Source organism: Streptomyces sp. NPDC020958, from assembly GCF_055562175.1.
Window position 1 is genome coordinate 227,677 of the sequence record NZ_JBVHFU010000014.1, and the last position, 23,736, is coordinate 251,412.

Below are 23,736 nucleotides of genomic sequence, written 5' to 3' on the forward strand. Positions count from 1 at the left end.
TTCGAGGGGCGCGGCGAACTGCGGCTGAGCACAGCAGAGGCGGCGGGCCACCGGAGGAACCGGTGACCCGCCGCCCGTGAAGCGTCCCGCTCAGCTGTTGCCGGTGCCGTTCGCGGAGAGCGCCGAGATGTCGTCCAGGATGTGCGACAGCGGCTCGTCGCCCTTGGCCTGGGTGGAGTTCTCGACGCACTGCTGGTTCTGCGGCGCCGACAGGACCGGCACGTCCTGGGCGACGCCGACGGCGACCGCACCGACCAGACCCTGCAGGTTCGCCTTGGCCGGGAGACCGATGCACGGCTTGTTCAGCGAGCCCTGGACCAGCGACAGCTGCGGGCTCTGGTCGCCGAACGTGGCCGAGTTGCCGAACTCCGACTTGGCGTCGTTGCCGCTGAAGGAGGTGGTGCCGTTGTCGTTGCCGGTGGCCAGGGCCTGGGGGGCGGCCGTGGCGGCGAAACCGGCGACGGTGACGGCGACAGCCGCGGTTGCCCACAGCTTCTTCATATTGGTTCCCTTTCGAAAGGCGGACTCCGGGGAGGAGCTGCGTGATCGTCAACGGCCGCGGCCCCGCCGGGGTTGCATGGTTTGCCCCATTCGGCGCAGCGCAGTCCGATCAACGGACCGGCGCCCTCGCAGGGGCCCGGAGAACTCCCGGTACTACTTGTTGCCCGTGCCGTTCGCGGACAGCGCCGAGATGTCGTCCAGGATGTGCGACAGCGGCTCGTCGCCCTTGGCCTGGGTGGAGTTCTCGACGCACTGCTGGTTCTGCGGCGCCGACAGGATCGGCACGTCCTGCAGGACGCCGACGGCACCGAGGCCGACCAGGCCCTGGAGGTTCAGCTTCGCCGGGAGGCCGATGCAGGGCTTGTTGAAGGAGCCCTGGATGAGCGCCATCTGGGGGCTCATGTTGCCGAACGTGGCGGAGTTGCCGAACGCCTGCTGGGCGTCGTTGCCGCTGAAGGAGGTGGTGCCGTGGTCGTTGCCGGTGGCCAGGGCCGGCGAGGCGGCGGCAGCGGAGGCGCCGACGACGGAGGCAGCGACAGCGGCGGCGGCCAGAACCTTCTTGATCACTTGTTCAGTTCCCTTCTGAGGACACCCCGTCCACCGGAGCGCACTGGTCAACTGAGCGCGCTGGGTTTGGTTGCTCCGCTTCACTCCAATGGCCCCCTGTCCGACAATCTCCCGAATTCGCGAACGGGTGACGTGCCGCTGCGTGCCGCAACCAATCCGGTCGGGGGCGGTTGATGCCGGACAGGAACGTCCGTCTTGGCCTGGAGCCAGGAAAGGAAAAGCGAAATGCTGAAGAAGGCAATGGCCGCGGCGGCGGTCGCCGTGTCCGTCGTAGGCGTGTCGGCGGCGGCAGCCCCCCAGGCGCTTGCCACCGGGAACGACCACGGCACCACCTCCGCCAGCGGCAACGGGGCCACCGAGACGTTCGGCAACCAGGTGACCAAGGGCAAGATGAGCCCGCAGGCCACCCTGGTCCAGAGCTCGCTCAACAAACTCTGCGTCGGCCTGCCGGTGAAGGCGAACGCCCAGGGCATCCTCGGCCTCATCGCCGCCGTCGGCGTGGCCCAGGACATCCCCGTCCTGTCCGCCCCGCAGAACCAGCAGTGCGCCGAGAACTCCACCCAGGCCAAGGGTGACGAGCCGGTCTCGCACGTCCTGGACGACATCTCGGTCCTCGCGGCCAACGGCGTCGCCAACCAGTGACCCCGGTCCCGAGAAGCCCGCCCGGGCGGTGCGCGTTCTTGCGCCGCCCGGGCGGGCTTTCGTCGTGTCCGGTGATTTCCGCTGTCAGCAGAAGCGTTTCCTCTCTTTGTGTCAATTCTCGGAGTGCGTTCGAGTGAATTGACCGGCGGCGCGCGTTCCTCAGTTTCTTCGGCTGTCTATTCCTCGTTCTACAGCCTGCCGGTCATGGTGCGAGCCGTTCATGCTGTGCTCGCTCGGTTTCTGCCGACATACGGGCATGACCGCAGAGAAGGGAAAGTTCATGAAGAAGACCGCTGCTGTGGTCGCCGGCGCGCTCCTGGCGCTGGGCGGTGCCATCCCCGCCTTCGCCGGCGCCGGTGCGGAGGGCGCCGCCGCCAACTCTCCGGGCGTTGTCTCCGGCAACGTGATCGAGGTTCCGGTCCACGTCCCGGTCGAGGCGTGCGGCGACACCGTCGACGTCATCGCGCTGCTCAACCCGGCGTTCGGCGCCACCTGCGCCAACAGCTGACGTCGTCACTCAGCTCACCAGCCTCCCGGCTGTCACGGCCGGCCTCGGATCGTCGATCCTTCGCATCTGCGTTCCGAGGCCGGCTTTCCCACTTCTTCAAGCAGGAAGACCACGAGATTGCGACAGACCCTCAGCAGGGGGATGCTCGCGGCCGCCGCCGCGACGGGCATCCTGTCCCTGTACGGCAGTCCCGCGCTCGCGGGCACGGACGCGACCGGGGCCGCAGCCGGCCCGCCGGGTGTCGTGTCCGGCAGCGACTCCCACGGACCGGCGAGCGTTCCGGCCGGTGCCTGCGGCAACTCCTGTGCGAACGGCTCGGGTTCGGAGGAGCACACCGCCGACCGCGCCGCCGAGAAGCCCGCCGCCCCCGAGGCCGCCGCTCCCGACCCGGCGGCCCACGAGAAGACCGACCGCGTCGAGGCCGCTCACGAGGCCGCCGCTCCGGCGGAGGCCGGTCGTGAGGTGGCCGACCGCGTCGAGGCCGCGGAGGAGGCCGCCCGCGCGGTGGCCGACCGTGCCGGGGCCGCTGCGGAGGAGGCCGCTCACGAGGCGGCCGACCGTGCCGAGGCCCTCGCCCGGGAGGTGTCGACCCCCGAGAAGGCCGGCCGCGCCGAGGCCGCCGCGGAGGAGGACGCCGGCATCAAGGCCGGTCATGGCGACTCGGGCGCCGGGAACCAGGCCGCCGGCACCACGGGCCACGGGTCCGAGGCCCCCTCCGGCAGCGAGTCCGGCACCACCCCGCCCGCCGCCGGCCGTGAGACAGCCCCGGCCTACGGCGACAAGGCGCCCACCGGCTACGGCGAGGAGACCCCGCCCGGCTACGGCGAGCAGTCCCCCTCCGCGTACGGCGATCACACCCCGCCCGCGTACGGCGAGCAGTCTCCGTCCCCGTACGGCGACCACACCCCGCCCGGCTACGGCGACCACACCCCGCCCGGCTACGGCGACCACACCCCGCCCGGCTACGGCGACCACACCCCGCCCGGCTACGGCGACCACACCCCGCCGCCGCACACCTCTCCGCCGCCGACCACGAAGCCGCCGACGTCACCTCCGCCGACCACGAAGCCCCCGACGTCGCCACCCCCGACCACGAAGCCCCCGACGTCGCCCCCTCCTTACACGCACCCGCCGAAGCCGCCCCACCACGGGCACCACCACCGGCCCACCCTGCCGCACACCGGCAGTACGGCCATGATCGCGACCTCGGCCGCCAGTGCCGCGCTGATCGCAGCCGGGGCGTTCCTGTTCCGCCGGGGCCGGGCCACATCGCGCCGGCCGTAGCGGGGACCGGGTGCCGGACGCCCCAAACGCCCGGCACCCGTCCGTCAGCTTCCCACCGCGGCCGGTGCGGATTCCCGTCGCCCCGCCGGGACACCCCGGCCCGCGCAGTACACGTACAAGATGCCAACCCGCCCCGGTGGCCCCCAGGTTGAACGCGAAGACCGGCCGTACCTCAGCAGCTGCCCGCCTTCTCGTCACCGGGTGCCCCGGAGAGTTCCCCGGCCGGTGCGGCGGCCACGGCGGGCTCGCCGGCCTGCCGGACCACGGGTGAGGGCGCGGTCCCCACCGGACCGGCCGCTCCGCGGCGCAGCCGCTCCAGGAGCCGGCCGAGGAGCCGCTCCGTCACATGGCGCCCCCACAGCGCCCACATCGCCAGGGCCGGCCCCCGGTCGTCCGCGGCGCTCCAGGCCAGTTCCCGGCCGCCCGGCGCCGGGCGCAGCGCGCTCAGCGGCGCGTAGTTCTCCACCACGAACGCCCGCCCGGCCAGCGGTGCCCCGGCCGCCAGCGGACGGTGGGTCAGGTCCAGGTGCAGGGCGCGTACGACGTCCAGCCCGGCGCTGTCGGCGAAGAGCCGGAACTGGGCGCCCGGCCGGGGGTTGAAGTCGAGCAGGTGGTAGCGGCCGGTGCTGCCGCAGCGCCGGAAGTCCAGGTCGAAGATGCCCCGGAAGCCCAGCTCGCCGATGAGCCGCTCGGCCAGCGTCTGGACCTGCGCGTTGGGCGTCCACCGGCCCACCGCGGTCAGTCCGGCGTCGCGCGGCCAGGACCGCTGCTTGCGGCCCGGCCCGCCCGCGCGCACCGCCCCGGTGCGGTCGGCGTACCCGTGGAAGAACCAGTCGCGGTCCGGGCCGGGCGGCAGGAACTCCTGGAGCAGCAGCCTGCTGCCCGCCTCCTCGGCCCGCAGGAACAGCTCCCGTGCCTCCCGCGCCGAGCGCACCACGACCGTGCTGCGCAGGCCGGACCCGGCCGGTACCAGCCAGGGCCGGCTCCACTTGGCGACCACCGGCAGCCCCAGCCGCCAGGCGGCGGCCGCCGCCTGCTCGGCGCTGCCCGGGACCAGCGTCCCGGGGTGCGGGATCCCGGCCGCCGCGCACACCTCGGCCAACTCCGCCTTGTCGGCGACACGTTCGGGCAGCGCGCCGGGCTGCCGCGGCAGCAGGTAGTCCGGCGCGAGATCCTCGCGGAACCGGCCCACCGCGATCGCGCTCGCGTCGTCCATCGGGATCAGCACCGCGGGACGGCCGATCCGCGCCGCCACCCGGCGCAGCACGGCCACGATCTCGGCGGCCGACGCACCCGGCGCCGGCGGCGGATGCAGCTCCCGTACGAACCGGGAACTGCGGACCGGACTTCCGGCGGAGTCGGCGACCACATGGACGTCGACACCGGCTCTGCCGAGTGAGCGCACGGCTCCGAGAGTGCCGTGGTGAAAGGGATTCCGGTCGATCCGCAGCAGCACCGCGGGGACCCGTACGTCCAGCAGGGACACGGACCTCTTCCTTCGCGTCGGTTCACCCGTGCGGGCTCCCGGGGCACCCGAAAGCCGCAGCCGCACTGGCGGAATTCATATTGATATGACTGAGTGTCAGTACCGGTGGAGAAAGGAGCGGTGATGGCTCCACAGCGCAGAAAGCGGCCCAGGTTCCGGTCGTCCCGTGTGGCCGTGGTCGCGGCGGCGGTCGTCGCCTCGGCGACCCTGACGGCCGGTCTCGGATTCGCCGCGGGGCCCGGGGTGGTGCGGGTCGTCCCCCCGACACCGGTCGCCACGCCCGTTCCGGCCGCCACCCCCACGACGTCCGTCCCGCCGTCGGCGGCTCCACTGCCGGTACCGGCCCGTCCCACGCCGTCCGGGCCCGGCCCCGTCCGGGCGGCCCCGCCCGCCTTCGGTGCGTTCCTCGACTCCGGGCCCCTCGGGGTGGCCCGTATGGCACAGCTGAGCAGCTGGCTGGGGGGCACCGAGCTCAAGGTCGCGCACACCTACCTGCCCGGCGACCGCTGGTCCGACATCGAGGGCGCCCCGGGCTTCCTGGACGTCTGGGCGCACTGGCGGCGGCAGCGGGCCGACCGGATGCTCGTCCTCAACGTGCCCATGCAGGAGCGCAACGAGGACGGCATCGGGGACGCCGAGGTCCGCTCGCTGCTGCGGCAGGGTGCGGCCGGCGCGTTCGACCAGCACTTCCGGGCCCTGGCCGAACGACTGGTGGAGCTGCGGGTGCCGGACACGGTCATCGTGCTCGGCTGGGAGATGAACGGCATCACCTACACCCATCGTTGCGGGCCGGACCCGGAGGCCTGGAAGAGGTACTGGAACCGGATCGTCGCCACCATGCGGGCGGTTCCGGGCCAGAGGTTCCGGTTCGACTTCACGCCGAGCCGGGGCCGGGACGCCGTACCGTGGACGCAGTGCTATCCCGGGGACGCCACGGTCGACATCATCGGCATGGATTCGTACGACCAGCCGACCGGGCTTTCCTTCGACGAACAGGTGCGGGAACCTTACGGACTCCAGCAGCACGTGGATTTCGCGAAGGCCCACGGAAAACCCATCTCCTATCCGGAATGGGGCCTCTTCCGCAATGGTGACGACCCCGAGTACATGCGGCGGATGCTCGCCTGGCTGGACGAGCACAAGCCGCTGTACAACACGCTGACCGACTACTGCCCGCACGGTGTCTGGCAGTGCTCGGCCAACCCGCGCTCCTCGCGGATCTACCGCTCGGAGCTGTTCGGCAGAACCGACACCCCGACACAGACACAGACCCCGGGACAGACACAGACCCCGGCCCCGGCAGGGACCCCGACCCCGGCACATACCCCGACGCCGGACGTCACCGCGAGCCCGACCCCGAAACCGGCCGTCACACCGGCGCCCGTGCCCACCGCCACGCCCTCGCCCGACTGCACCCTGATGGACCTGGGCGACTGGGTCGAGTACTGGCTCGGCGGGGAGCTCTGCATCGGCCTCGACTGGTGACCGCCCGCGCGGGACTAGTCCTGCCGGTGTTCCTTCCAACGACGCAGCACCTCCTTGACCCGCTGCCGGGCGGCGGCGTCGCACAGCGCCGCCGTCAGCAGCGGGGCGGTGCGCCGCCGGGCCAGCAGCAGCCGCTGGTTGACGACCGGCCGGGGCCGCCAGTGGTGCTTGTACGGCTCGTCACCGCGCAGCAGGCTCAGCGCGCCCCGTTCGCTGGTGCCGGTGTGCTGGGTGCAGGCGTCCAGCAGCATCACGGCCACGTCCGCCTTGTGCTCCCGCAACCGCGGATGCGCCCCGTACAGGTAGCCGCCGGCCAGGCTGGGCGACAGCAGGGTCAGGTCGACGGCGACCACCTCACCGTCCAGCCGGAACTCGGTGACCACCGCGTCCCCGGAACGCACCATCGGCCCCACCGAGCGCACCAGATGCTCCCGGAACCGGGGCTGGAGGTGCTCCGTGGTCACCTTCCGCCCCTGCCACTGGAGCCGGTGCAGTTCGAGCAGCCGACCGAGCGCCGCGTCGACGCCCTCCGGCGGGACGGCGGCCCGGCACACCCCGAGCGAGCCCAGCTTGCGCAGTTTGGCCCGCACCCGCTGGGCCTTGTTCGACGGCAGCCGGGTGACCAGTTCCTCCATCGACACCGCGGGCAGTTCCAGACAGAGCGAGTCGGGCACCTTCCGGCACGGTCCGCGCCAGCGGTCGTAGACCCGTTCCATCGCACCGCCCGGCCGCACCTCGCCGAAGTCGATCAGTGCCGTCCGGGCCGCCCGGCCCAGCTCCTGGGTGAGGGCGCCGACCGCCCGGCCGTCGTCGGCGTCGGTCAGCAGCACGTCCGCGTAGTCCGAGATCGCCCCGCCCAGCGGGACCAGCGCGGGCAGCGGCCGGTGCACCAGCATCAGCGGGGCCACGCCGACGAGCTCACCGCCGTGCCGGACCAGGACCAGCCGGAGCCGGCCCGGGACGCCGTAGGAGCGCCACCAGGAGTGCAGCCAGGCGTGGCTCTGGAACGGGGTGGCCGTGCCGCACCGCTGGTAGAGGCGGTCCCAGGCGGGGGCGAGGGCGGCGAAGGCGGCCTCGTCGGTGACGAGTTCGGTGGTGTGCGCGGCGAGCGTCCGGTGGGCCGTCGTCGTCACAGCTGGCCGTGTACGTCGGCGGCGACGGCCGGACCGGGGACGGAGGCCTGCAGCGCGGTCTCCTCCGGGCGGCGCCGGGGCCGCACCAGCAGGACCAGCCCGGCCAGCAGGCCGCCCGCGCTCGCGCCCACCAGAGCGGTCACCTTCGGCGACGCCGAGGTGGGCGCGGCCGGCTTCGAGGCGCGGGAGAACTGGAGCAGTTCGACGTGGGTGTCGGCCTTGGTGCCGTTCGCGTGCTGGGTGAGCGAGCGGGCCACCGCGTTGGCCATGTCGGCGGCCTGCAGGGCGTGCGGCGAGGTGGCGGAGACGGCGACCATCGGCGCGTCCGGCGAGGTCTCCGTCTGCACGCTCTGCCGCAGGGTGTTCACCGGCACCCCGGCCCACATCTGGGCGTCCGCGAGCACCGCGAGCTGGGTGGCGACCCGGCCGTAGGCCTGCGCGAAGCCCTGCGCGGTGGCGGTGTCGGACCCCTCGGTGGGGACGGCGATGACATAGCTGGTGGCCGTGTAGGTGGCCGGCTCGACCACGCCGTAGGCGCCGCCCAGCAGGCCGCCCGCGACGATCCCGGCCGCCAGCAGCGACCAGGGCGGCAGCTTGCGGGCGAAGGGGCGCGGTGCTCGGACGGGGTTCTCGGTCATGGCGTACTGACTCCCTGGGGTGTGGTGGCGAGTGCGGCCGCGTAGACGTCCATCAGCTGGGCGGCGCTGCGGGTGATGCAGTAGTGGCGGGCGGCGTCCGGCGCGGTGCGCGGACCGTGTCCGGCGGCCCGGGTGGCGGCGAGCGCCTCGGCGTAGGCGCCGGCCCCGCCGCGGACCCGGCGGGCGCGCGGGGCGGCGGCGGGCGGCAGGTCCTCGACGGCCGGGCAGGAGCTGTAGAGCACCGGCAGCCCGGCGGCCAGCGCCTCGACGACCGCGAGCCCGAAGGCCTCCTCGGCCGACGGCGAGACCAGGACGTCCATGGCGGCGGTGAGCGCCGGCAGGTCGGGGTCCTCGGGGCTGCCGGAGACGTACGGCCGCTCACCGGTGAACAGCACCCGGCCGGCGACCCCGGTGGCCTCGGCGAGCCGACGGAGCGCGTGCTCCTCGGGCCCCGCGCCCACCAGCAGCAGCCAGTGGTCGCGCGGGAGCCGGGCGAGCGCCCGGACGGCGACGTCGAACCGCTTGCCGGGTGCGAGCCGTCCGACCCCGCCGACGACATAGGCGTCCTCGGGGAGCCCGAGCCGGGACCGGGTGCGCTGCCGCACCGCCGGGTCGAAGCGGAAGCGCTCCAGGTCGATGCCGTTCGGGACGACCTCGATCCGCGGCCCCGGCACCCCCCACCGGCGCAGCCGCTCGGCGACGGTCGGGGTGACGGCGACCGTGGACCGGCCGAGCCGCTCGCCCGCGAGATACAACGCTCGCACGCCGGTGGTCAGTTCACGCCCCTCCAGCTGCGAGTCGCCGAGCGAGTGCTCGGTGGCGACGACGGCCCGGACCCCCGCGAGACGGGCGGCGATCCGCCCGTACAGGCAGGCCCGGTAGAGATGGGTGTGGACGAGGTCGTAGCGGCCCCGGCGGATGAGCCGGACCAGCCGGGGCAGCGCGGCCAGGTCCCGGTTCCCGGCCATCCCGAGATGCACCACCCGCACCCCGTCGGCGGCCAGTCCGCGCGCGACCGGCCCGGGGTTGGTGAGCGTGACCACGTCGCAGGGGACCGGCAGGTGCCGGAGCAGCAGCCGCAGTTGCTGCTCCGCGCCGCCGACCCCGAGTCCCGTGATGACGTGCAGCGCCTTCATTCACACCCCCTCCACCGGGCGCCGGCGCAGCCGGTGCAGCCGGTACTTCAGGAACAGGCGCAGCGCGTTGTCGTTCTGGCCGATGTGCAGGCGGGGCAGGGCGTGCACGCTGTTCAGGTCGCCGGGGTCGATGGCGCAGGCGTAGCCGTAACCGGCGTCCCGCACCGCGTCGACGGTGCGCCGGTCGACGGCGCCGTACGGGTAGCAGAAGCCCGCCACGGGTGCCTGGGTCAGGTCTTCCAGCAGGGCCCGGCTGCCCGCCACCTCGGCCCTGACCGTGTCGGCGTCCGCCCGGGTCAGGTCGACGTGGGTCAGCCCGTGCGAGCCGATCTCCACCCCGCTCGCCGCGGCCCGCCGGATCCCTTCGGCGGTGAGCAGCGGTCTGCGCCGGCCGAGGGGGTCCCAGGCGTTGTTGCCGCCGAGCCGGCCGGGCAGCACGAACAGGGTGGCGCCGCAGCCCCAGCGGTCGAGCAGCGGCAGGGCGTGGTCAAGGAAGTCGGCGTACCCGTCGTCGAAGGTCAGCCCCACCAGCCGGCGCCCCGCGCCGCGCGCCCGGGCGGCGAGCAGTTCGCCGACCGACACCCCGCGCAGCCCCCGCCGGCGCACCCAGCTCAGCTGTCTCTCCAGCCGTTCGGGGGTGACGGTGATCCGGTACGGGTCGTCGGAGCGGTCGCCCACGGAGTGGTACATGGCGACCCAGGGGACCGGGCCGGTGCGGGGCACGGCCTTCTCTGCGGACTCAGTGGAACACGGCATGCGCGAGCCTTCGGGTGACGGTGCCGACGGAACGGAGTGCGGAGGCGAAGCCCTGGGCGTCCAGGGCCCAGCCGAGGAGGACGAAGACGACGGTCACGGTCGTGACCCCGGCGGCCAGACCGGTCAGCGGATCCGCCGGGCGCCCGGCGGCGAAGGCCCCGACGACCGTCGCGACCACGGCGGCCCGCACCGGCCGGCTCAGCTCCGCCAGCACCCGCCGGGTGTGGATCGGGACGCTGCGCGGACCGGTGCCGGCCAGCAGCAGCACGGCGGTGACGGTGATACCGGTGGCGTTGGCGGCGGCGATGCCGGTGACGCCGTACCGGCCGACCGTGAGAGCGCCGATCCAGGAGGTCACGGCGATCCCGGCGACCATCGCGCCGACCGGGTACCAGGTGGCACGGCCCGCCGAGAAGTAGGAGCGGACCAGCGCGCCGACCATGGTCTGCCCGAGCAGCCCGAGCGCGTAGACCCGCATCACCCCGGCGGTCGCGGCGGTGTCCTCGGCCGTGAACGCCCCGCGCTGGAACAGCAGACGGATCAGTTGCGGCGCGCAGGCCACGACCACGGCGGTGCCGAGCAGCACGACGGCCGCGGCCACCGCGAGGTCCCGCTCCACCCGCAGCCGGGCCCGCTCGGTGTCGCCCTCGGCCAGCGCCCGGGCCACCACCGGGAAGGTGACCGTGCACAGCATCAGCGACATCGTCATCGGGATCTGCGCGACCTTCTGCGCGTAGTTGAGGTACGAGATGGCCCCGGACTCCAGGTGCGAGGCGAGGAACCGCTCGATCAGCACCTGCGACTGCCGGCACAGCGCGAAGAGCAGCACGGTGGCCATCAGCGTGACGTCCAGGGGCTGCGCCGCGGCGCCGGCGACCGCACCGGACGCCCGCGCCCCGTGCCGTAACTGCTTGACCAGGAAGGGAAGTTGTACGGCGGTCATCAGGACGCCGCCGGCCGCCACCCCGAACGCCGCCGACCGCACGCCCCAGTGGCCGCCGAGCGTGAACATCGCCGTGATGATGCCGGTGTTGTAGGCGACGTAGATGGCGGCCGGGGCGAGGAAGCGGCGGTGGGCGCGCAGGGCCGCGCTGCAGTACCCGGCCAGCCCGAAGGTCAGCACGCAGGTCGCCGTGAGCCGGGTGCAGCCGACGGCGAGCCCGGGGTCGCGCAGGCCCGGCGCGAGCACCTGGACGAGCTGCGGGGCACCTGCGATCAGCAGGGCGCCGACCCCGGCGAAGGCGAGGGCCAGCTTGGGCAGCGTCCCGGCGACCAGGGCCCGCACGGGGTCGCCGGGCGCCCCCTGCGCCCGCCGGGCCAGCGCCAGACTGAAGGCGGGGACGAGCGCGAAGGCCAGCCCGTCCTCGATGAGCAGGGTGGCGGCGAACTCGGGCACCGTCCAGGCGACGAGGAACGCGTCGGTGTCCCGCCCGGCCCCGAAGAGCCGCGCCAGCGACTGGTCCCGGACCAGCCCGAGCACCGAACCGAGGATGGAGAGGACGGCCGTACCGAGAGCGGCCTTGGCCAGGAAGCCACCCGTAGGCGGTGCCCCTTCGACTCCGGTCCCGTCGGCGTGCCCAGGGGCGCGGGGAACTGCGCGCCGAGCCCCCACCGGCCCGCGTTCGACCTCCGGCACCTCCGACTCCCGCACCCCCGGAATCACGCCGCCCCCACCAACGCCCACCAGGCCACCGCCCCGAACACCACCGCCGTGAGCACCGTGGACGGCCCTCCGATGTCGGCGTACGCGAAGTCCACGAGCTGCCAGATCAGCAACCCGCACGCCACCAGCGCGCAGTCGAGGCCCCGGCCGTTCCGGCGGACCCGCCACCACCCCCGCAACCCGCACACCAGCATCGCCAGCCAGCTGCCGCCCAGCGCCAGCAGCCCGAGGAGCCCCTGCTCGCTGAGCACCAGCAGGTACATGTTGTGCGGCGACAGCAGCGGCTGTTTCCGGTACGCGGCCCCCGCCCCCTCCGTGTCGCTCCCGGAGGACAGCGCCAGCGAGGCGTGCCCGTCCCGGTACGCCGGGAAGTTCTTCAACCCGACTCCGGTGACGGGGTGTTCACGCCACATCCCGGTCGCCGCCGCCCACAGCGTGTACCGGTCGACCACCGACTGGTCCGGGGCGTCCGTGACCTGCCCGATGCTGCTGAGCCGCTCCTGGAGCATCGCCGTACCCACCCCGAAGCCGCCGACCAGCACCACGCCCGCGGCGACCGCGACCGCGGCCACCTTCAGCGCCTGCCGCAGTCCGGCCAGCGCCAGCTGGGCACCGCAGGTGAGCACCGTCGCGATCCAGGCCCCGCGGCTGAAGGACACGGCCAGCGGCACCAGCAGCCCGAGCGCGCAGACGCCCGCGGCCACCCGCTGCCGTACCGGCGCCCGCCCCAGGGCCAGGCCCACCGCGCACACCAGGCCGAAGGCCACCACCGTGGCCATGCCCATCACGTCCTGCGGCCCGAACGTGCCGACCGCGCGGATCTCCTCACCCTGGTACGACGCCCCGGTCCCGGTGACGTACTGGTGCACCCCGACCGCGCCCTGCCAGCCCGCCAGCCCCACGAACGACCAGGCCAGCAGCCGGAAGTCGGCCCGGTCCCGGACCAGTAGCAGCACGGCGGCCGGCACCAGCACGAACACCTGGAGATAGCGGCCGAGACCGGTCAGCCCCGCCCCCGGCGAGGCCGCGCCCGTCGCGGCCACCGCGAGCCCCACGACCGGCATGCCCAGCACCACGGCGGCGGTGGCGGACAGCGGGCGGCGCCGCTCCCGGACCACCCGCAGCGCGGCGTACAGCACGACCAGCGCGGACACCGCGTCCGCCGGTCCCGCGCCGCCCTCCGCGCCGCCCGGGGCGAGCGGCAGCGCGAGGACCGCGAGCACGGCGACCGCGGCCAGGACCGGCGGCAGCCGCAGCGGCCTGGCCGGCGACAGTGCGAAACTCATCGTCAGCTCCCCGTCGAGCGCACGAGCGCGGCCGCGGTGCGCAGCAGGATGCAGACGTCCTGCCACAGCGACCAGTCGTCGATGTAGGCGTTGTCGAAGCGGGCGCGGTCCTCGATGGAGGTGTCGCCGCGCAGCCCGTGGATCTGGGCGAGTCCGGTGATCCCCGTCTGCATCCGGTGGCGGGCCGCGTAGCCCGGGTAGGCCTGGCTGAACTGCCCGACGAAATAGGGCCGTTCGGGGCGCGGACCGACCAGGCTCATGTCGCCCCACAGCACGTTCCACAGCTGGAGCAGCTCGTCGAGGGAGGTCTGGCGCAGGAACCGGCAGAAGCGGCTCATGCGGACCTCGCCCGCGACGCTCCAGCGGGTCGCGGCCTCGTGCTCGTCGACCGGGCGGTGGGTGCGCAGCTTCAGCAACGTGAAGGGACGGCCGCCCTTGCCGATGCGCTCCTGCCGGAAGACGACCCCCGGCCCGTCGGTGAGACGCAGCACCGCGGCGCACACCAGGAGCAGCGGGCTGACCAGGACGAGCGCCGCCCCGGACAGGACGATGTCCAGGATCCGCTTGCCGACGCTGCCGCGCCGCCGCGACCCCATGTCCAGCCGGCGGCAGGAGAACCCGGCGAGCTGGTCGCGCATCTCGTACGCCGGTGAGTCGGCCTCGACCTCCCATACCACGCAGCCCGATTCGGCGAGCGCCCGCAGCAACGGGCCCTGTTCGGCGCGGACGGCGGGGTGGACGGTGAGGACGGCCCGGACCCCGTTCTGGATGAGGGCCCGCTCGACCTCCTGACCGGTGGTGAGCACGGGCAGGCCCCCGGCGCCGTCGGGGTGCTCGGCGACCACGCCGACCGGGCGTACCCCGCAGTCCGGGTGGCGCAGCACGGCGGCGGCGACCCGTTGGGCGGTCGCGGCGGGGCCGATGACCAGCGCGGCGCGCGGCCGGCGCAGCAGGGCGACGCGACGGCGCCGGTGGACCAGTCCGCGGCCCGCGCCGGCCGCCGCCGCGTGCAGCGCGAAGCCCAGCAGCAGGACGCGCGCGGACAGCGCGCGGTCCGGGTCCCAGGCGGCCAGGGCGGCGGCCAGGCCCAGCCAGACGACGGCGATCCGGCCGCAGACGGCGGGGAGTTCGTCCAAAACGCCTGCCGTCCGCCGGGGCGTGGGCGGGCGCAGCAGTATCGCCCCGGACATCAGCAGTCCGATCAGCACGGGCCGGCGTACGGCCGCGTCCAGGGCGAGCGCGCCGAGCAGGGCGGCGCACAGGTCGGCGGCCAGCAGCGGCAGCGGGGAGGCGTGCCGCGCGGGCGGGTGCCGCAGCGGGAACCGGAAGCCGCCGGCGGCGCGGGCCGGCAGCACGGAGACGGGTGAGAGTGCGTGGTCCCGTGGCTGCGGGCCGGGGGAGGGGACGGTGCTTTCCGCGGTCACGAGTGGATGGACTCCCTGCGCTCAAAGGACACGAGCGGGCGCCCGCCGAGGAGTTCGCGGTACAGCTCCGCGACCGCCTCCGCCGTGCGCCGCACGTCGTGGGTGGACTGGACGTGCCGCCGCCCCCGGTCGCCGAGCGACGCGCGCAGCTCCGGGTCGAGCAGCAGCCCGGCCACGGCTCCGGCCAGCGCGCCCGGCCGTCCCGGCGGGACGAGGCAGTGTGCGGCGTGCGTGGGCGGCAAGCTCTCCCGGGCGCCGTCGACGTCGGTGACCAGCACCGGCCGCCCGCAGGCCATCGCCTCCAGCGGGGCCAGCGCCATGCCCTCCCAGCGGGAGGGCAGCACCACCAGGTCGGCGGCCCGGTACCAGGGGCGGGCGTCCGCGACGGCGCCCGTGAACTCGACGCGAGCGGGGGCGAGTCGGCCGAGCGCGTCCCGGTCGGGGCCGTCGCCGACCAGCGCCAGCCGGGCCCCCGGCACCCGCCGCAGCACCTCGGGCCAGGCCCGCAGCAACAGGTCCTGTCCCTTCTGCCGGCACAACCGTCCGACGCAGACGACCAGGGGAGCCCCGGTGGACCGCTCGTCCGGGGCGGGGGGACCGGGGGTGAAGTGGGCGGTGTCGATGCCGTTCGGGACGACGGTGTAGCGGGCGCGGATTTTGGCGCGCACGCCGGTCGCGCGCTCCGCCTCGCTGACGCACACCACCCGGTGCGCCCAGCGCGCTCCCCACCGCTCCCACCTGAGCGCCAGCGCCGCGGTGGCGCCGCCGACCGCCTCGAAGGACCAGGCGTGCGGCTGGAACACGGTCGGGACGCGTCCGCGCACGGCCAGCCGTCCGGCGAGCCCCGCCTTCGCGCTGTGCGCGTGCACCAGTTCGGGCCGTACCTCGTCGAGCAGGTGGCCGAGCCGTCGTACCTCGTCCGGGAGACCGGCGCCCGGGGAGCGGTCCGCGTACCACCCGCGCACCTCGGCGCCCAGGTCCCGCGCTTGGGCCGCCAGTTCCCCGCCGGGGCAGGCCACCGTGACCCGCAGACCGGCCGTGAGCTGGGCCTTCGCCAGGTCCAGGACGACCCGGGCCACCCCGCCCTCGACGGGTTGCGTCAGGTGCAGGACCCGTGGCCGAGGGTCGGTGGCTGATCGGTGCATACGGGGATTCCTCGCTCACGGGGGCGCTCGGGACTGCGGGCGGGAACGCGCCGCACTACTGCACGTCCGCGGCGGCGAGGAGCGCGCCCGCCCACGCCGCGTCGCGCTGGGAAACGAGCCTGAACGTCGGCTGGTCACCGCCCTGCCCGAGACCGGTGCCGAGATCGAACACATCCGGGACACGGCCGAGCGTCCGGGCGTACGCGGGCTCACGCGGGGCGCGTACCGGGCCGGGCCCGTCGGTCGTGGAGTCGAGTACGTCGTCCGCCGGACCGGCGGGGTCGCGCAACGCGGTGGGCGAGCGGTCGGCGGTGGTGAGGGTGAGCGAGTCGCCGATGCCTTTCCGGCCGCCGTTGTAGGGCACCGCACCCGCCCCGCCGTCGGCGACACGCGGACCGGGTAGCCCGTTCGGCCGAACGGGCGGTACCGCCGCGCGGCACGGCCGCGGGCCCAGGGGATTGCGCATGACCGGCTTCGCTCTTTCCGGGAGAGGGGGACACGGCAAGAGTGCGAGGTGCTGCCAATACGGGTAAGTCAGGCGATAGGCAACTCTAATCTCTATCCGTATTAATTCGCCAAAACCGGACAAGTGTGTCGGAGTGGTGAAGGCGGCTCCCGGCAGATCACTCCTTTGGCGGCACAACCCGGGGCGGTGCCACGCGTTGACACAGCGCTGGGCATCCGCCCGAATGTTTGTTTCGACCCCAAGGAGACCTCTCCATGTCGCGTATCGCGAAGGGCCTGGTCCTGTCCACCGCCGCCGTGGCGGCCGTTGCCGGCGGTGCCGGTGTGGCTGCCGCCGACAGCGGTGCGAACGGTGCCGCCACCCACTCCCCGGGCGTGGTGTCCGGCAACGTCATCGAGGTTCCGGTCCACGTTCCGGTCAACGTCTGCGGCGACACCGTCGACGTGGTCGGCCTGCTGAACCCCGCCTTCGGCGAGACCTGCCTCAACGACTGACGGCGGCAGTGCCGTCCGGCCGGCCGTCCGCCCGCGCATCCCGCGGGTGGACGGCCGGTCCGCTTTCCCCGCGTCGCCGTGCGGGCGCATGTCTGCCGGCATCTCTTCCGGGAGCGGGGTTTCCGGCTCGCCCGGACGTCGTTAGACACGGCGTCAGAATTCCCCCGGGCGGCTTGCGTTGCGAAAGCCGCCGAAGAAAGGAACATGATGAAGTCGCTGAAGGCCGTCGCCGTCGTCGCCGGTTCCGTGGCTCTCGCCGGCGTCGCCGCGCCCGCGTTCGCCTCCAACTCCGCCGATCTCACGCCCACCAGCCTCAACGGCGCCGTGAACACCCTCACCAAGGACGGCCTGGACCTGAACCAGGCGATGCCGCTGCGGCACCAGTCGAACGCGCTCAGCACGGAGAACAAGCGCTCCCCGCTCAACACGGTCAAGACCGCGACCGGCGCCCTCAACCAGCACAACCCGCTGCTGGGCGGCCTGCCGCTGCAGGGCTGAGACGCCCCGGGCCGGGACCGTCGATGGGCCGTTCGAGGGACACCGAGGGGTGTCCCTCGTTCGTGTGGCCCGGCCGGCCGGCGTCCGCCGGTCGGGTGAGCGGGCACCCGGCCGCCCCACGGCCCGTCGATAGGGTCGCGCGGTGACCTCAACCCCAAGCGAGACCCGCCCCTTCCGCCCCGCCGACCTCGGCACCCTCTCCGTGCTGGCCTGGAGCGGCGAGGCCCCCGACGGCAGCGACATGCCCTACCTGCTGGCCTACTCCCTCGGTGACGCCGAGGGCGGCCCCGAGGCCACCGCGACCGCGGTCGGGGCGCTGCTGGAGAACAACGGACTGCCGGTCGGCGGCGACCTCGTCGACGGCACCGACCGCCCCGGTCTGCCCGTCACGCTGCTCGTCGAGGCCGGCCACGCCGTCCTCAGCCTGGCCCCGCTCAACGCCCAGTGTCCCGCGCCCGAGGAGTGGCTCGCCGCCGTCGCCGAACGCGGCTACGCCTACCTGGTGTTCACCACCCGCCCCTGGCCCGCCGCCGCGCCCGGCACGCCCGTCACCCCCGAGGCGCTGAAGGAGTTCGCCGGGGCCGAGGAGACCCTGACGGCCGCCGCCCACGTGGTACTGCCCGCCCGCAGCCTGCGCGGCTGACGGCGAGAACCGCGGGCGCCGGCCGGGGCTTCGCACTGCTGAGGAACCCGCGCTTCGTGCCCGGGTGCAGCCTGAACCCGGTGGTGTCCTGCGGCAGCGTGATGAAGAGCCGGCAGGCCTCGGTGTTCGGGTTCCCCAACCCGATGCTGGGCCTGGTGGCCTACGCCGTCGTGATCTGCGTCGGCATGAGCCTGCTGGCCGGCGCCCGCTTCCCCGCCTGGTACTGGCTCACCTTCACCGCCGGCTGTGCCCTCGGCATCGGGTTCGTGTCCTGGCTGCTCCCCCTCCGGCACATCGGCGTCGTCGGCATGCTGATCCTGACCCGATGGTGGGATTTCTGGACGGGCTGAACAGCGGAATTCCGGAATCACCGAAGAGCGGACCGGAGACCGGCCGACTGGTGAACAGCCCACTAATGCTGCACCCGGGCGAATTGTGAGCTGATGCCGGTGGTGGCTCGTTACCCGGTACGGACGTCGCTCCTCCCGCATCCGAAAGGCCCGTACCTGACATGAAGCCGACCACCCGAGGAACCCTCGCCGCCGTCGTCACGGGCGTCGCCGTCGCCGTGGGCGCCGGCGCCACGCCCGCCGCCGCGACCGGCACCGTCCCCGTGCCGGTGCCCCTGGACGGCGTCGAGAAGTCCCTCCACGTGGAGATGCCCCAGCTCGGCGTGGAGCTGCCGCTGCTGATCCCCGGCGTTCCCGAGACGCCGCGCTACGTCCAGGGACGGCTCATCCCGGAGCACGCGCTGCCGCGGGTGCCGTTGAACGGCGTGCTGCCGGGCGCCGACCTCAGGGCGCCGCTGCCGCACGTCCTCGGCCCCGGCTTCGATCACGTCGGCGTCGACCTCCCCGCCTCCGACCTGCGCACCCTCACCCCCGGCGTGGCCCTGGACGCCCCCCTCACCGCGCCCGACCCGCAGCACTACGGCATGCCGCAGCTGAAGACGCCCGAGATCGGCGTGCTCGGCCCGGTCCTGCAGACGGTCGTCGGCGGCGACCTGGGGGCCGGCCCCGGCAAGTGACCGCCGCCGTACGAGCGCTTTCGGCCGTTCCGTGGGCCGGATGGCGGCGCGGTGGTGACCGGGCGGCCCCTCGGACGGTTACCGGTACCGACACAGGTCGGTGAACCGGACGAGGAGTGAGCATGGTCGTCGGAGTCGGTGGTGTGGCGGTGGGCGCGGAGCCGGGAGCCGGGCGGCCGGGCAGAGCCGCGGTGGGCAGACCGACGCGGCGCGAGCTGACCCGGGGGCTGTTCGCCTCCGCGGCCGCCCTGGCCCTCGCCCCGGTCGTCGCCGCCTCCCGCCCGGCGCTCCCGGCGGGCGGTCCGGCGGGCACCTCCTTCGACGAGACCTACCGCGGCCGCCGCATCCGGGGCGCCCTGGTACCGGCGGCCGGACCGGGCGGCGGGGACGGCGAGTGGCAGGTCACCGTGGACGGCCGGCCGCTGCACCTGATGCGCCGGGCCGACGGAAGCTGGCTCAGCATGGTCGACCACTACAGCTCGTACCCCACCCCGCTGGCGGCGACCCGGGCGGCCGTCGACGAGATGGGCCCGGGGCAGCGGCTGCGCGACCTGGCGCCGGGCCCGATGGGCGGGGGACACATGCACACGGGGGTGGCGCATGGCGTACGTGCGTAAGGACGTCAGCAGGCTGACCGCGGCCGAGCGCAAGCGGCTCGTGCAGGCGTTCCTCGAGGTGAAGCGGCGGGGCGAGTACGACGACTTCGTGCGGACGCACATCGAGTACTACACCCCCGACGGCGAGGACGGACTGCGCGCCGCCCACATGACGCCCTCCTTCCTGCCCTGGCACCGCCGCTTCCTGCTCGATCTGGAGCGTGCCCTGCGCCGGGTGGACCAGTCGGTGACGGTGCCGTACTGGGACTGGACGAGGAACCGTTCGGCGTCCGGGGTGCCGTGGACGAAGGACCTGCTCGGCGGGACCGGCCGGGCCCGCGACCAGCAGGTGATGACCGGTCCCTTCGCCTACGCGGCGGGCCACTGGACCATCAGGGAGGGCGTCACCGACGGCGAGTTCCTCACCCGGGACCTGGGCCGTGCCCGCGACCCGTTCGACCTGCCCACCAGGGCCGAACTCGACCGGGCGCTGGCGGATCCCGCCTACGACGTCCCGCCGTGGGACTCGACGGCCACCCGGGGCTTCCGCAACAGGCTGGAGGGCTGGGGCGCCGGCAGCGGCAAGGCGTCCTGGCACAACCACAACCGGGTGCACCGCTGGGTCGGCGGCGCGATGGCCGGCGGGGCCTCCGTCAACGACCCCGTCTTCTGGTTCCACCACGCCTTCGTCGACCTCCAGTGGGAGCGCTGGAAGTCCCGGCACCGCGGGCAGCGCTACCTGCCGGCGAAGCCGCCGGGCCCCGGCGACCCGCAGCACGGCCGGATCGTCGCCCGCACCGAGAAACTGCCCCCGTGGGACGTCACCCCCGAGTCCCTGGAGGACATGAGCCGGATCTACCGGTACGCGTGAGGCGCTCGGGCCTGCCGGTACTTGTGAGGCTTCCTTGGGAGGCACGGGAGGAGCCCCGGTGCGCCGTGCGCCGGGGCTCCTCGCGGGCGGTGGCTCAGGAGCCGTAGCCGCCGTTCTTGCCGTCGCCGCTCTTGAGGCTGCCTTCGTTCGTGCAGTGGTCGCCGAACGCCGGGTTCAGCAGACCGATCACGTCGACCGTGTCGCCGCACACGTTCACCGGGATGTTGACCGGGACCTCGATGACGTTCCCGGACAGCACGCCGGGCGAGGCGACGGCCTCGCCGTTGGCGCCCGCGTCGGCCAGGGCCAGGCCGGCTCCGCCGATCACCACGGCGCCGGTGCCGAGGGCTACGACGGCGGCCTTCGCGATGCGAGACATCACGTTCTCCTTTGATTGCCTTGTTGCTCGGGGAGTGCGGTGGCAGGACCAGCCGCCGCACTCCCCTTTCAACGCCGCCACCTGTGGCTGGTCACGCCGATCACCGGACGATCACTCCAAGGGCCGGGGGCGGGCGCCGCCGCCGACCCGACGGTCGCGCCCCGTGCGGCCACCGTGCGGCCACCGTGGGCCGTGCGGCCCACGGAGGCGCCCCGAGCGCCCCCTGCCCCGCGCCCCGGCCACCGGCGTGCCATGCTGGGCGCGACTACCTGGAGGTGGCACAGGAGATGGACTGGGCTCGGTTCGCGCAGCAGCTGGCGTCGATGGCACGGGACCTGCTGGCGCAGGAGTCGGTCGACGCCACCCTGGCGAGGATCACCGCCTCGGCCATGGAGCTCGTGGAGGGCTGCGACGCGGCCGGCATCCTGGTGCTGCACGGCGGCAAGGTGCAGTCGCTCGCCCCCACGGAGCAGCTGGTCGTCGACAGCGACCGGCTGCAGGAGCGGCTGGGCGAGGGACCCTGCTTCGACGCGGCCCGCACCAAGGATGGGGAGCGGGTCTTCCGCATCCCGGACTTCAACGAGAAGCAGCCGCGCTGGCCCGCCTACGGTCCCGCGGCCCACCGGCTCGGCATCGGCAGCATGATGGGTTTCCTGCTGTACACCGAGGACGAGGAACTCGGCGCGCTGAACGTCTACTCCCGCAGGCCGGGCGCCTTCACCGAGGCCGGCGAGCTGGCCGGCTGGCTGCTGGCCTCCCACGCCGCGGTCGCCTTCTCCAGCGCGCGCACCCACGCCCAGCTGGAGCGGGCCGTCGCCACCCGCCACCTGATCGGCGAGGCCATGGGCATCCTCATGGGCAGCCACCAGCTCACCGAGGAGCAGGCGTTCGCCGTGCTGCGCCGCTACTCGCAGGAGAACAACATCAAACTCCACGAGGTCGCCCGCCGGGTCTGCGAACAGGGAAGCCTCGGCTGACCGGTGTGTCCGACGCCGGGGGCGTCGACAACCAGCCCTTTTGACGGGGGACCGGCGACGGACGCGCCATGACCGGCGCGACCCCGCCCGCATCGAACCTGACCTGCGCCCCCGGCAGGACTCGAACCTGCGGCCAAGCGCTTAGAAGGCGCCTGCTCTATCCACTGAGCTACGGGGGCCGGCTGTGCTGGCCTCGTACGTACTGCCCTGGTGCGGGCCGGTCCGTGACGTTGCCGGGGACAAGGATAGAACTCCCCGCTCCTTGTCCCTGTCGCTTCGCCTCCGTGGCTCAATGTGGAGGTTCGGTGAAGCGGTCCTGATAATCGCAGGCAGGTACGAATCGTGCATCGCTTTTGACGCCCGACGCACCGGGTGTTGTGCACTCGTTATGCCTGGACTGTGCCTCCGTCCCAGTCGTCCCTTCCGTCCGTTGTGTTCTATCGGCGCGCAGACATGTCTATATGCTTCAGAATTCCCCTAAAATTGGGCATTCTTCGCATGTGGTGACCTTGGACGTACGGCCTCAGCTGCTCGACACACTTTCCGCCCTGCGCGACCGTGTCGCGGCCGCACGCTTCCCGCTGCCCCTGGCGGGGGCCGCACGCGCGCGCGCCAATCGCGACGAACTCCTCGCCCAACTCGACGACTATCTGGTGCCCCGCCTCAAAGAGCCCGAAGCGCCGGTTCTGGCCGTCGTGGGCGGATCCACCGGCGCCGGCAAGTCGACCCTCGTCAACTCCCTCGTGGGGCGCCGGGTCAGCGAGGCGGGCGTGCTGCGACCGACCACCCGCACACCGGTACTGGTCTGCCATCCGGAGGACCACCACTGGTTCAGCGGGATGCGCGTGCTGCCCGACCTCGCCCGGGTGTGGGAACCGCACCGGGAACCCGGTGACGAACCCATCCTGCCCGCCGAGGACCCCGGGCACGTCCTGCGCATCGAGACCGCCGACAGCCTCCCGCGCGGCCTCGCCCTCCTCGACGCCCCCGACATCGACTCCCTGGTCGTCGACAACCGTGTCCTCGCCGCGGAACTCATGTGCGCCGCCGACGTCTGGGTGATGGTGACCACCGCCGCCCGCTACGCCGACGCCGTCCCCTGGCACCTGCTGCGCACCGCCAAGGAGTACGACGTCACCCTGGTGACCGTCCTCGACCGGGTGCCCCACCAGGTCGTCTCCGAGGTCTCCCGGCAGTACGGCGCGCTGCTCACCAAGGCCGGACTCGGCGACGTACCCCGGTTCACGGTGCCCGAGCTGCCCGAGTCGGCCTGGGGCGGCGGACTGCTCCCCGGCACCGCCGTCGCCCCGCTGCGCGCGTGGCTCGTGCACCAGGCGCAGGACCCCGGCGCCCGCCGGCAGACCCTGGCCCGCACCGCCCACGGAGTCCTCGACTCCCTCAAGGCCCGGATGCCCGAACTGGCCGGTGCCGCCGCCGCCCAGTACGCCGCCGCGCTGCGGCTGACCTCCGCCGTCGACGCGGCGTACGACAGTGAGCACGCGCGCGTGCGGGGCCGACTGCAGAGCGGCGCCGTGCTGGCCGGCGACGCCCTCAAACGCTGGCGCGCCTTCCCCCTCGACTGCACCCCCGGCGAACTGCTGGACGCCTTGGTGGAGAGCCTCGCCGCGCTGCTGCTGTGCTCCGTCACCGCGGCCGACGAGCGGATCGACGACGCCTGGCGCCGGGAACCCGCCTCCGCCGCCCCGGGGCTCTCCGACCGGGACCCGTCCCTGGAGAGCGCCGAGCACCGCATCGGACTCGCCGTCCGGCGCTGGCGGCGCGAGTTGGAGGAGTGCGCCGAGGACGAGGTGCGTGAACTCGACCGCAGCGTCGCCCCCGACCCCGAAACCGTCGCCGCCCTGGTCGCCACCGCGCTGCTCGGCGGGCGCCGCACCCGGGCGGCGGGGGAGCGGCTCGGCGAACGGATCGGCGCGCACGGTGCGCTGCGGCTGCGCGACCGCGGGGGACGGCTGCTCACCGAGCACGTGGACCGCGTGCTGCTCACCGAACGCGAGCGCCGCCTCGCCCCGCTCGACGCCCTCGACATCCATCCCGAACCCCAGGCCGAACTCATCGCCGCCCTGTCCGTCCTCCAGAAGGAGAGGTGACCGGTGACCGCCGTCACTGACCA

At 73.8% G+C, this 23,736-nt stretch carries 26 protein-coding genes and 1 tRNA gene; 13 read left to right on the forward strand and 14 right to left on the reverse strand.

From position 1 onward, the window contains the following. Window positions 1-90: 90 nt before the first annotated feature. Together ACZ3KP_RS32445 and ACZ3KP_RS32450 are read right to left on the reverse strand one after the other, a co-directional pair. Window positions 91-501: a rodlin gene (locus tag ACZ3KP_RS32445; RefSeq protein ID WP_467503804.1), complete on the reverse strand. Its 411-nt coding sequence runs from the start codon at window positions 499-501 to the stop codon at window positions 91-93. 153 nt (window positions 502-654) lie between these two features. Further along, entirely contained in the window at window positions 655-1,068 is a 414-nt protein-coding gene (locus tag ACZ3KP_RS32450) for a rodlin (protein WP_358972459.1), read from the reverse strand. A 225-nt stretch (window positions 1,069-1,293) separates the two neighbouring features. Between ACZ3KP_RS32450 and ACZ3KP_RS32455 the strand changes: the two genes are divergently transcribed. From ACZ3KP_RS32455 to ACZ3KP_RS32465, 3 genes are all read left to right on the forward strand, one after another. After that, entirely contained in the window at window positions 1,294-1,710 is a 417-nt protein-coding gene (locus tag ACZ3KP_RS32455; protein WP_132886908.1) for a rodlin, read from the forward strand. Window positions 1,711-1,990: 280 nt separating this feature from the next. After that, complete coding sequence (locus ACZ3KP_RS32460) at window positions 1,991-2,218, forward strand: chaplin (protein WP_467503864.1); 228 nt, start codon at window positions 1,991-1,993, stop codon at window positions 2,216-2,218. 117 nt (window positions 2,219-2,335) lie between these two features. Then, window positions 2,336-3,502 (forward strand): chaplin family protein, encoded by a 1,167-nt coding sequence (locus ACZ3KP_RS32465; protein ID WP_467503805.1) that lies wholly within the window; start codon window positions 2,336-2,338, stop codon window positions 3,500-3,502. A gap of 172 nt (window positions 3,503-3,674) precedes the next feature. Here ACZ3KP_RS32465 and ACZ3KP_RS32470 read toward each other — a convergent pair whose 3' ends face one another. Then, entirely contained in the window at window positions 3,675-4,988 is a 1,314-nt protein-coding gene (locus ACZ3KP_RS32470; protein WP_467503807.1) for a carboxylate--amine ligase, read from the reverse strand. Window positions 4,989-5,111: 123 nt separating this feature from the next. On the opposite strand from ACZ3KP_RS32470, the gene ACZ3KP_RS32475 reads away from it, so the two are divergent. Next, window positions 5,112-6,473, forward strand: coding sequence for a glycoside hydrolase family 26 protein (locus ACZ3KP_RS32475; protein ID WP_467503809.1), 1,362 nt, complete (start codon window positions 5,112-5,114; stop codon window positions 6,471-6,473). Window positions 6,474-6,487: 14 nt separating this feature from the next. Here ACZ3KP_RS32475 and ACZ3KP_RS32480 read toward each other — a convergent pair whose 3' ends face one another. Genes ACZ3KP_RS32480 through ACZ3KP_RS32520 form a run of 9 tightly spaced genes read right to left on the reverse strand, consistent with a single transcriptional unit; the run spans window position 6,488 to window position 16,120 of the window. Then, on the reverse strand, window positions 6,488-7,606 hold the full coding sequence (locus ACZ3KP_RS32480) for a GNAT family N-acetyltransferase (RefSeq protein WP_467503811.1): 1,119 nt from the start codon (window positions 7,604-7,606) through the stop codon (window positions 6,488-6,490). Beyond that, the gene (locus tag ACZ3KP_RS32485; protein ID WP_358972470.1) at window positions 7,603-8,244 is read right to left on the reverse strand and encodes a YveK family protein; all 642 of its coding nucleotides are present in this window, start codon (window positions 8,242-8,244) and stop codon (window positions 7,603-7,605) included. The genes ACZ3KP_RS32480 and ACZ3KP_RS32485 overlap by 4 nt, the downstream gene beginning before the upstream one ends. After that, on the reverse strand, window positions 8,241-9,380 hold the full coding sequence (locus ACZ3KP_RS32490; protein WP_467503812.1) for a glycosyltransferase: 1,140 nt from the start codon (window positions 9,378-9,380) through the stop codon (window positions 8,241-8,243). The genes ACZ3KP_RS32485 and ACZ3KP_RS32490 overlap by 4 nt, the downstream gene beginning before the upstream one ends. Beyond that, window positions 9,381-10,136 carry a polysaccharide deacetylase family protein gene (locus ACZ3KP_RS32495; protein WP_467503814.1) on the reverse strand — a complete coding sequence of 252 codons (756 nt, stop codon included), beginning with the start codon at window positions 10,134-10,136 and terminating at the stop codon, window positions 9,381-9,383. After that, window positions 10,120-11,799, reverse strand: a complete 1,680-nt coding sequence (locus ACZ3KP_RS32500; protein WP_467503816.1) for a lipid II flippase MurJ — start codon at window positions 11,797-11,799, stop codon at window positions 10,120-10,122. The genes ACZ3KP_RS32495 and ACZ3KP_RS32500 overlap by 17 nt, the downstream gene beginning before the upstream one ends. Then, entirely contained in the window at window positions 11,796-13,085 is a 1,290-nt protein-coding gene (locus ACZ3KP_RS32505) for an O-antigen ligase family protein (protein ID WP_467503817.1), read from the reverse strand. The genes ACZ3KP_RS32500 and ACZ3KP_RS32505 overlap by 4 nt, the downstream gene beginning before the upstream one ends. Window positions 13,086-13,087: 2 nt before the next feature. After that, on the reverse strand, window positions 13,088-14,509 hold the full coding sequence (locus tag ACZ3KP_RS32510; RefSeq protein WP_467503819.1) for an exopolysaccharide biosynthesis polyprenyl glycosylphosphotransferase: 1,422 nt from the start codon (window positions 14,507-14,509) through the stop codon (window positions 13,088-13,090). After that, window positions 14,506-15,654, reverse strand: a complete 1,149-nt coding sequence (locus ACZ3KP_RS32515) for a glycosyltransferase family 4 protein (protein WP_467503821.1) — start codon at window positions 15,652-15,654, stop codon at window positions 14,506-14,508. The genes ACZ3KP_RS32510 and ACZ3KP_RS32515 overlap by 4 nt, the downstream gene beginning before the upstream one ends. 55 nt (window positions 15,655-15,709) lie before the next feature. After that, window positions 15,710-16,120, reverse strand: coding sequence for a hypothetical protein (locus tag ACZ3KP_RS32520; RefSeq protein WP_467503823.1), 411 nt, complete (start codon window positions 16,118-16,120; stop codon window positions 15,710-15,712). Window positions 16,121-16,374: 254 nt separating this feature from the next. Here ACZ3KP_RS32520 and ACZ3KP_RS32525 point away from each other — a divergent pair, with 254 nt between their 5' ends. The 7 genes from ACZ3KP_RS32525 to ACZ3KP_RS32555 all read left to right on the forward strand — a co-directional run bounded on the left by ACZ3KP_RS32525 (window position 16,375) and on the right by ACZ3KP_RS32555 (window position 20,249). Continuing rightward, window positions 16,375-16,614 (forward strand): chaplin, encoded by a 240-nt coding sequence (locus ACZ3KP_RS32525; protein ID WP_467503824.1) that lies wholly within the window; start codon window positions 16,375-16,377, stop codon window positions 16,612-16,614. 207 nt (window positions 16,615-16,821) lie between these two features. Then, the gene (locus ACZ3KP_RS32530; protein ID WP_132887068.1) at window positions 16,822-17,112 is read left to right on the forward strand and encodes a hypothetical protein; all 291 of its coding nucleotides are present in this window, start codon (window positions 16,822-16,824) and stop codon (window positions 17,110-17,112) included. Window positions 17,113-17,254: 142 nt separating this feature from the next. Beyond that, window positions 17,255-17,755 carry a DUF5949 family protein gene (locus tag ACZ3KP_RS32535; RefSeq protein ID WP_358972494.1) on the forward strand — a complete coding sequence of 167 codons (501 nt, stop codon included), beginning with the start codon at window positions 17,255-17,257 and terminating at the stop codon, window positions 17,753-17,755. Continuing rightward, window positions 17,752-18,105 carry a vitamin K epoxide reductase family protein gene (locus ACZ3KP_RS32540; protein WP_467503866.1) on the forward strand — a complete coding sequence of 118 codons (354 nt, stop codon included), beginning with the start codon at window positions 17,752-17,754 and terminating at the stop codon, window positions 18,103-18,105. The genes ACZ3KP_RS32535 and ACZ3KP_RS32540 overlap by 4 nt, the downstream gene beginning before the upstream one ends. 161 nt (window positions 18,106-18,266) lie before the next feature. Then, on the forward strand, window positions 18,267-18,782 hold the full coding sequence (locus ACZ3KP_RS32545) for a hypothetical protein (RefSeq protein ID WP_467503826.1): 516 nt from the start codon (window positions 18,267-18,269) through the stop codon (window positions 18,780-18,782). 122 nt (window positions 18,783-18,904) lie between these two features. Then, window positions 18,905-19,399 carry a tyrosinase family oxidase copper chaperone gene (locus ACZ3KP_RS32550; protein ID WP_467503828.1) on the forward strand — a complete coding sequence of 165 codons (495 nt, stop codon included), beginning with the start codon at window positions 18,905-18,907 and terminating at the stop codon, window positions 19,397-19,399. Beyond that, window positions 19,383-20,249: a tyrosinase family protein gene (locus tag ACZ3KP_RS32555; RefSeq protein WP_467503830.1), complete on the forward strand. Its 867-nt coding sequence runs from the start codon at window positions 19,383-19,385 to the stop codon at window positions 20,247-20,249. Before ACZ3KP_RS32550 ends, ACZ3KP_RS32555 begins: the two co-directional genes overlap by 17 nt. Window positions 20,250-20,343: 94 nt before the next feature. On the opposite strand, the gene ACZ3KP_RS32560 is transcribed toward ACZ3KP_RS32555, so the two are convergent. Then, window positions 20,344-20,628 (reverse strand): chaplin, encoded by a 285-nt coding sequence (locus ACZ3KP_RS32560; RefSeq protein ID WP_467503832.1) that lies wholly within the window; start codon window positions 20,626-20,628, stop codon window positions 20,344-20,346. A 287-nt stretch (window positions 20,629-20,915) separates the two neighbouring features. On the opposite strand from ACZ3KP_RS32560, the gene ACZ3KP_RS32565 reads away from it, so the two are divergent. Further along, entirely contained in the window at window positions 20,916-21,605 is a 690-nt protein-coding gene (locus ACZ3KP_RS32565) for a GAF and ANTAR domain-containing protein (protein ID WP_467503834.1), read from the forward strand. Window positions 21,606-21,711: 106 nt separating this feature from the next. On the opposite strand, the gene ACZ3KP_RS32570 is transcribed toward ACZ3KP_RS32565, so the two are convergent. Further along, window positions 21,712-21,784, reverse strand: a tRNA-Arg gene (locus ACZ3KP_RS32570). 321 nt (window positions 21,785-22,105) lie between these two features. On the opposite strand from ACZ3KP_RS32570, the gene ACZ3KP_RS32575 reads away from it, so the two are divergent. Beyond that, entirely contained in the window at window positions 22,106-23,713 is a 1,608-nt protein-coding gene (locus tag ACZ3KP_RS32575; protein ID WP_467503835.1) for a dynamin family protein, read from the forward strand. The last annotated feature ends 23 nt before the right edge of the window (window positions 23,714-23,736 follow it).

Excerpts from the sequence above, each read along its gene's own strand:
- ACZ3KP_RS32530 (WP_132887068.1), top strand. The coding sequence starts at position 16,822 with ATGAAGTCGCTGAAGGCCGTCGCCGTCGTCGCCGGTTCCGTGGCTCTC.
- ACZ3KP_RS32565 (WP_467503834.1), top strand. The coding sequence starts at position 20,916 with ATGGACTGGGCTCGGTTCGCGCAGCAGCTGGCGTCGATGGCACGGGAC.
- ACZ3KP_RS32550 (WP_467503828.1), top strand. The coding sequence starts at position 18,905 with ATGGTCGTCGGAGTCGGTGGTGTGGCGGTGGGCGCGGAGCCGGGAGCC.
- ACZ3KP_RS32520 (WP_467503823.1), bottom strand. The coding sequence starts at position 16,120 with ATGCGCAATCCCCTGGGCCCGCGGCCGTGCCGCGCGGCGGTACCGCCC.
- ACZ3KP_RS32445 (WP_467503804.1), bottom strand. The coding sequence starts at position 501 with ATGAAGAAGCTGTGGGCAACCGCGGCTGTCGCCGTCACCGTCGCCGGT.
- ACZ3KP_RS32475 (WP_467503809.1), top strand. The coding sequence starts at position 5,112 with ATGGCTCCACAGCGCAGAAAGCGGCCCAGGTTCCGGTCGTCCCGTGTG.
- ACZ3KP_RS32505 (WP_467503817.1), bottom strand. The coding sequence starts at position 13,085 with ATGAGTTTCGCACTGTCGCCGGCCAGGCCGCTGCGGCTGCCGCCGGTC.
- ACZ3KP_RS32455 (WP_132886908.1), top strand. The coding sequence starts at position 1,294 with ATGCTGAAGAAGGCAATGGCCGCGGCGGCGGTCGCCGTGTCCGTCGTA.
- ACZ3KP_RS32555 (WP_467503830.1), top strand. The coding sequence starts at position 19,383 with ATGGCGTACGTGCGTAAGGACGTCAGCAGGCTGACCGCGGCCGAGCGC.
- ACZ3KP_RS32490 (WP_467503812.1), bottom strand. The coding sequence starts at position 9,380 with ATGAAGGCGCTGCACGTCATCACGGGACTCGGGGTCGGCGGCGCGGAG.
- ACZ3KP_RS32495 (WP_467503814.1), bottom strand. The coding sequence starts at position 10,136 with ATGCCGTGTTCCACTGAGTCCGCAGAGAAGGCCGTGCCCCGCACCGGC.
- ACZ3KP_RS32545 (WP_467503826.1), top strand. The coding sequence starts at position 18,267 with ATGAAGCCGACCACCCGAGGAACCCTCGCCGCCGTCGTCACGGGCGTC.
- ACZ3KP_RS32525 (WP_467503824.1), top strand. The coding sequence starts at position 16,375 with ATGTCGCGTATCGCGAAGGGCCTGGTCCTGTCCACCGCCGCCGTGGCG.
- ACZ3KP_RS32460 (WP_467503864.1), top strand. The coding sequence starts at position 1,991 with ATGAAGAAGACCGCTGCTGTGGTCGCCGGCGCGCTCCTGGCGCTGGGC.
- ACZ3KP_RS32485 (WP_358972470.1), bottom strand. The coding sequence starts at position 8,244 with ATGACCGAGAACCCCGTCCGAGCACCGCGCCCCTTCGCCCGCAAGCTG.
- ACZ3KP_RS32560 (WP_467503832.1), bottom strand. The coding sequence starts at position 20,628 with ATGTCTCGCATCGCGAAGGCCGCCGTCGTAGCCCTCGGCACCGGCGCC.
- ACZ3KP_RS32515 (WP_467503821.1), bottom strand. The coding sequence starts at position 15,654 with ATGCACCGATCAGCCACCGACCCTCGGCCACGGGTCCTGCACCTGACG.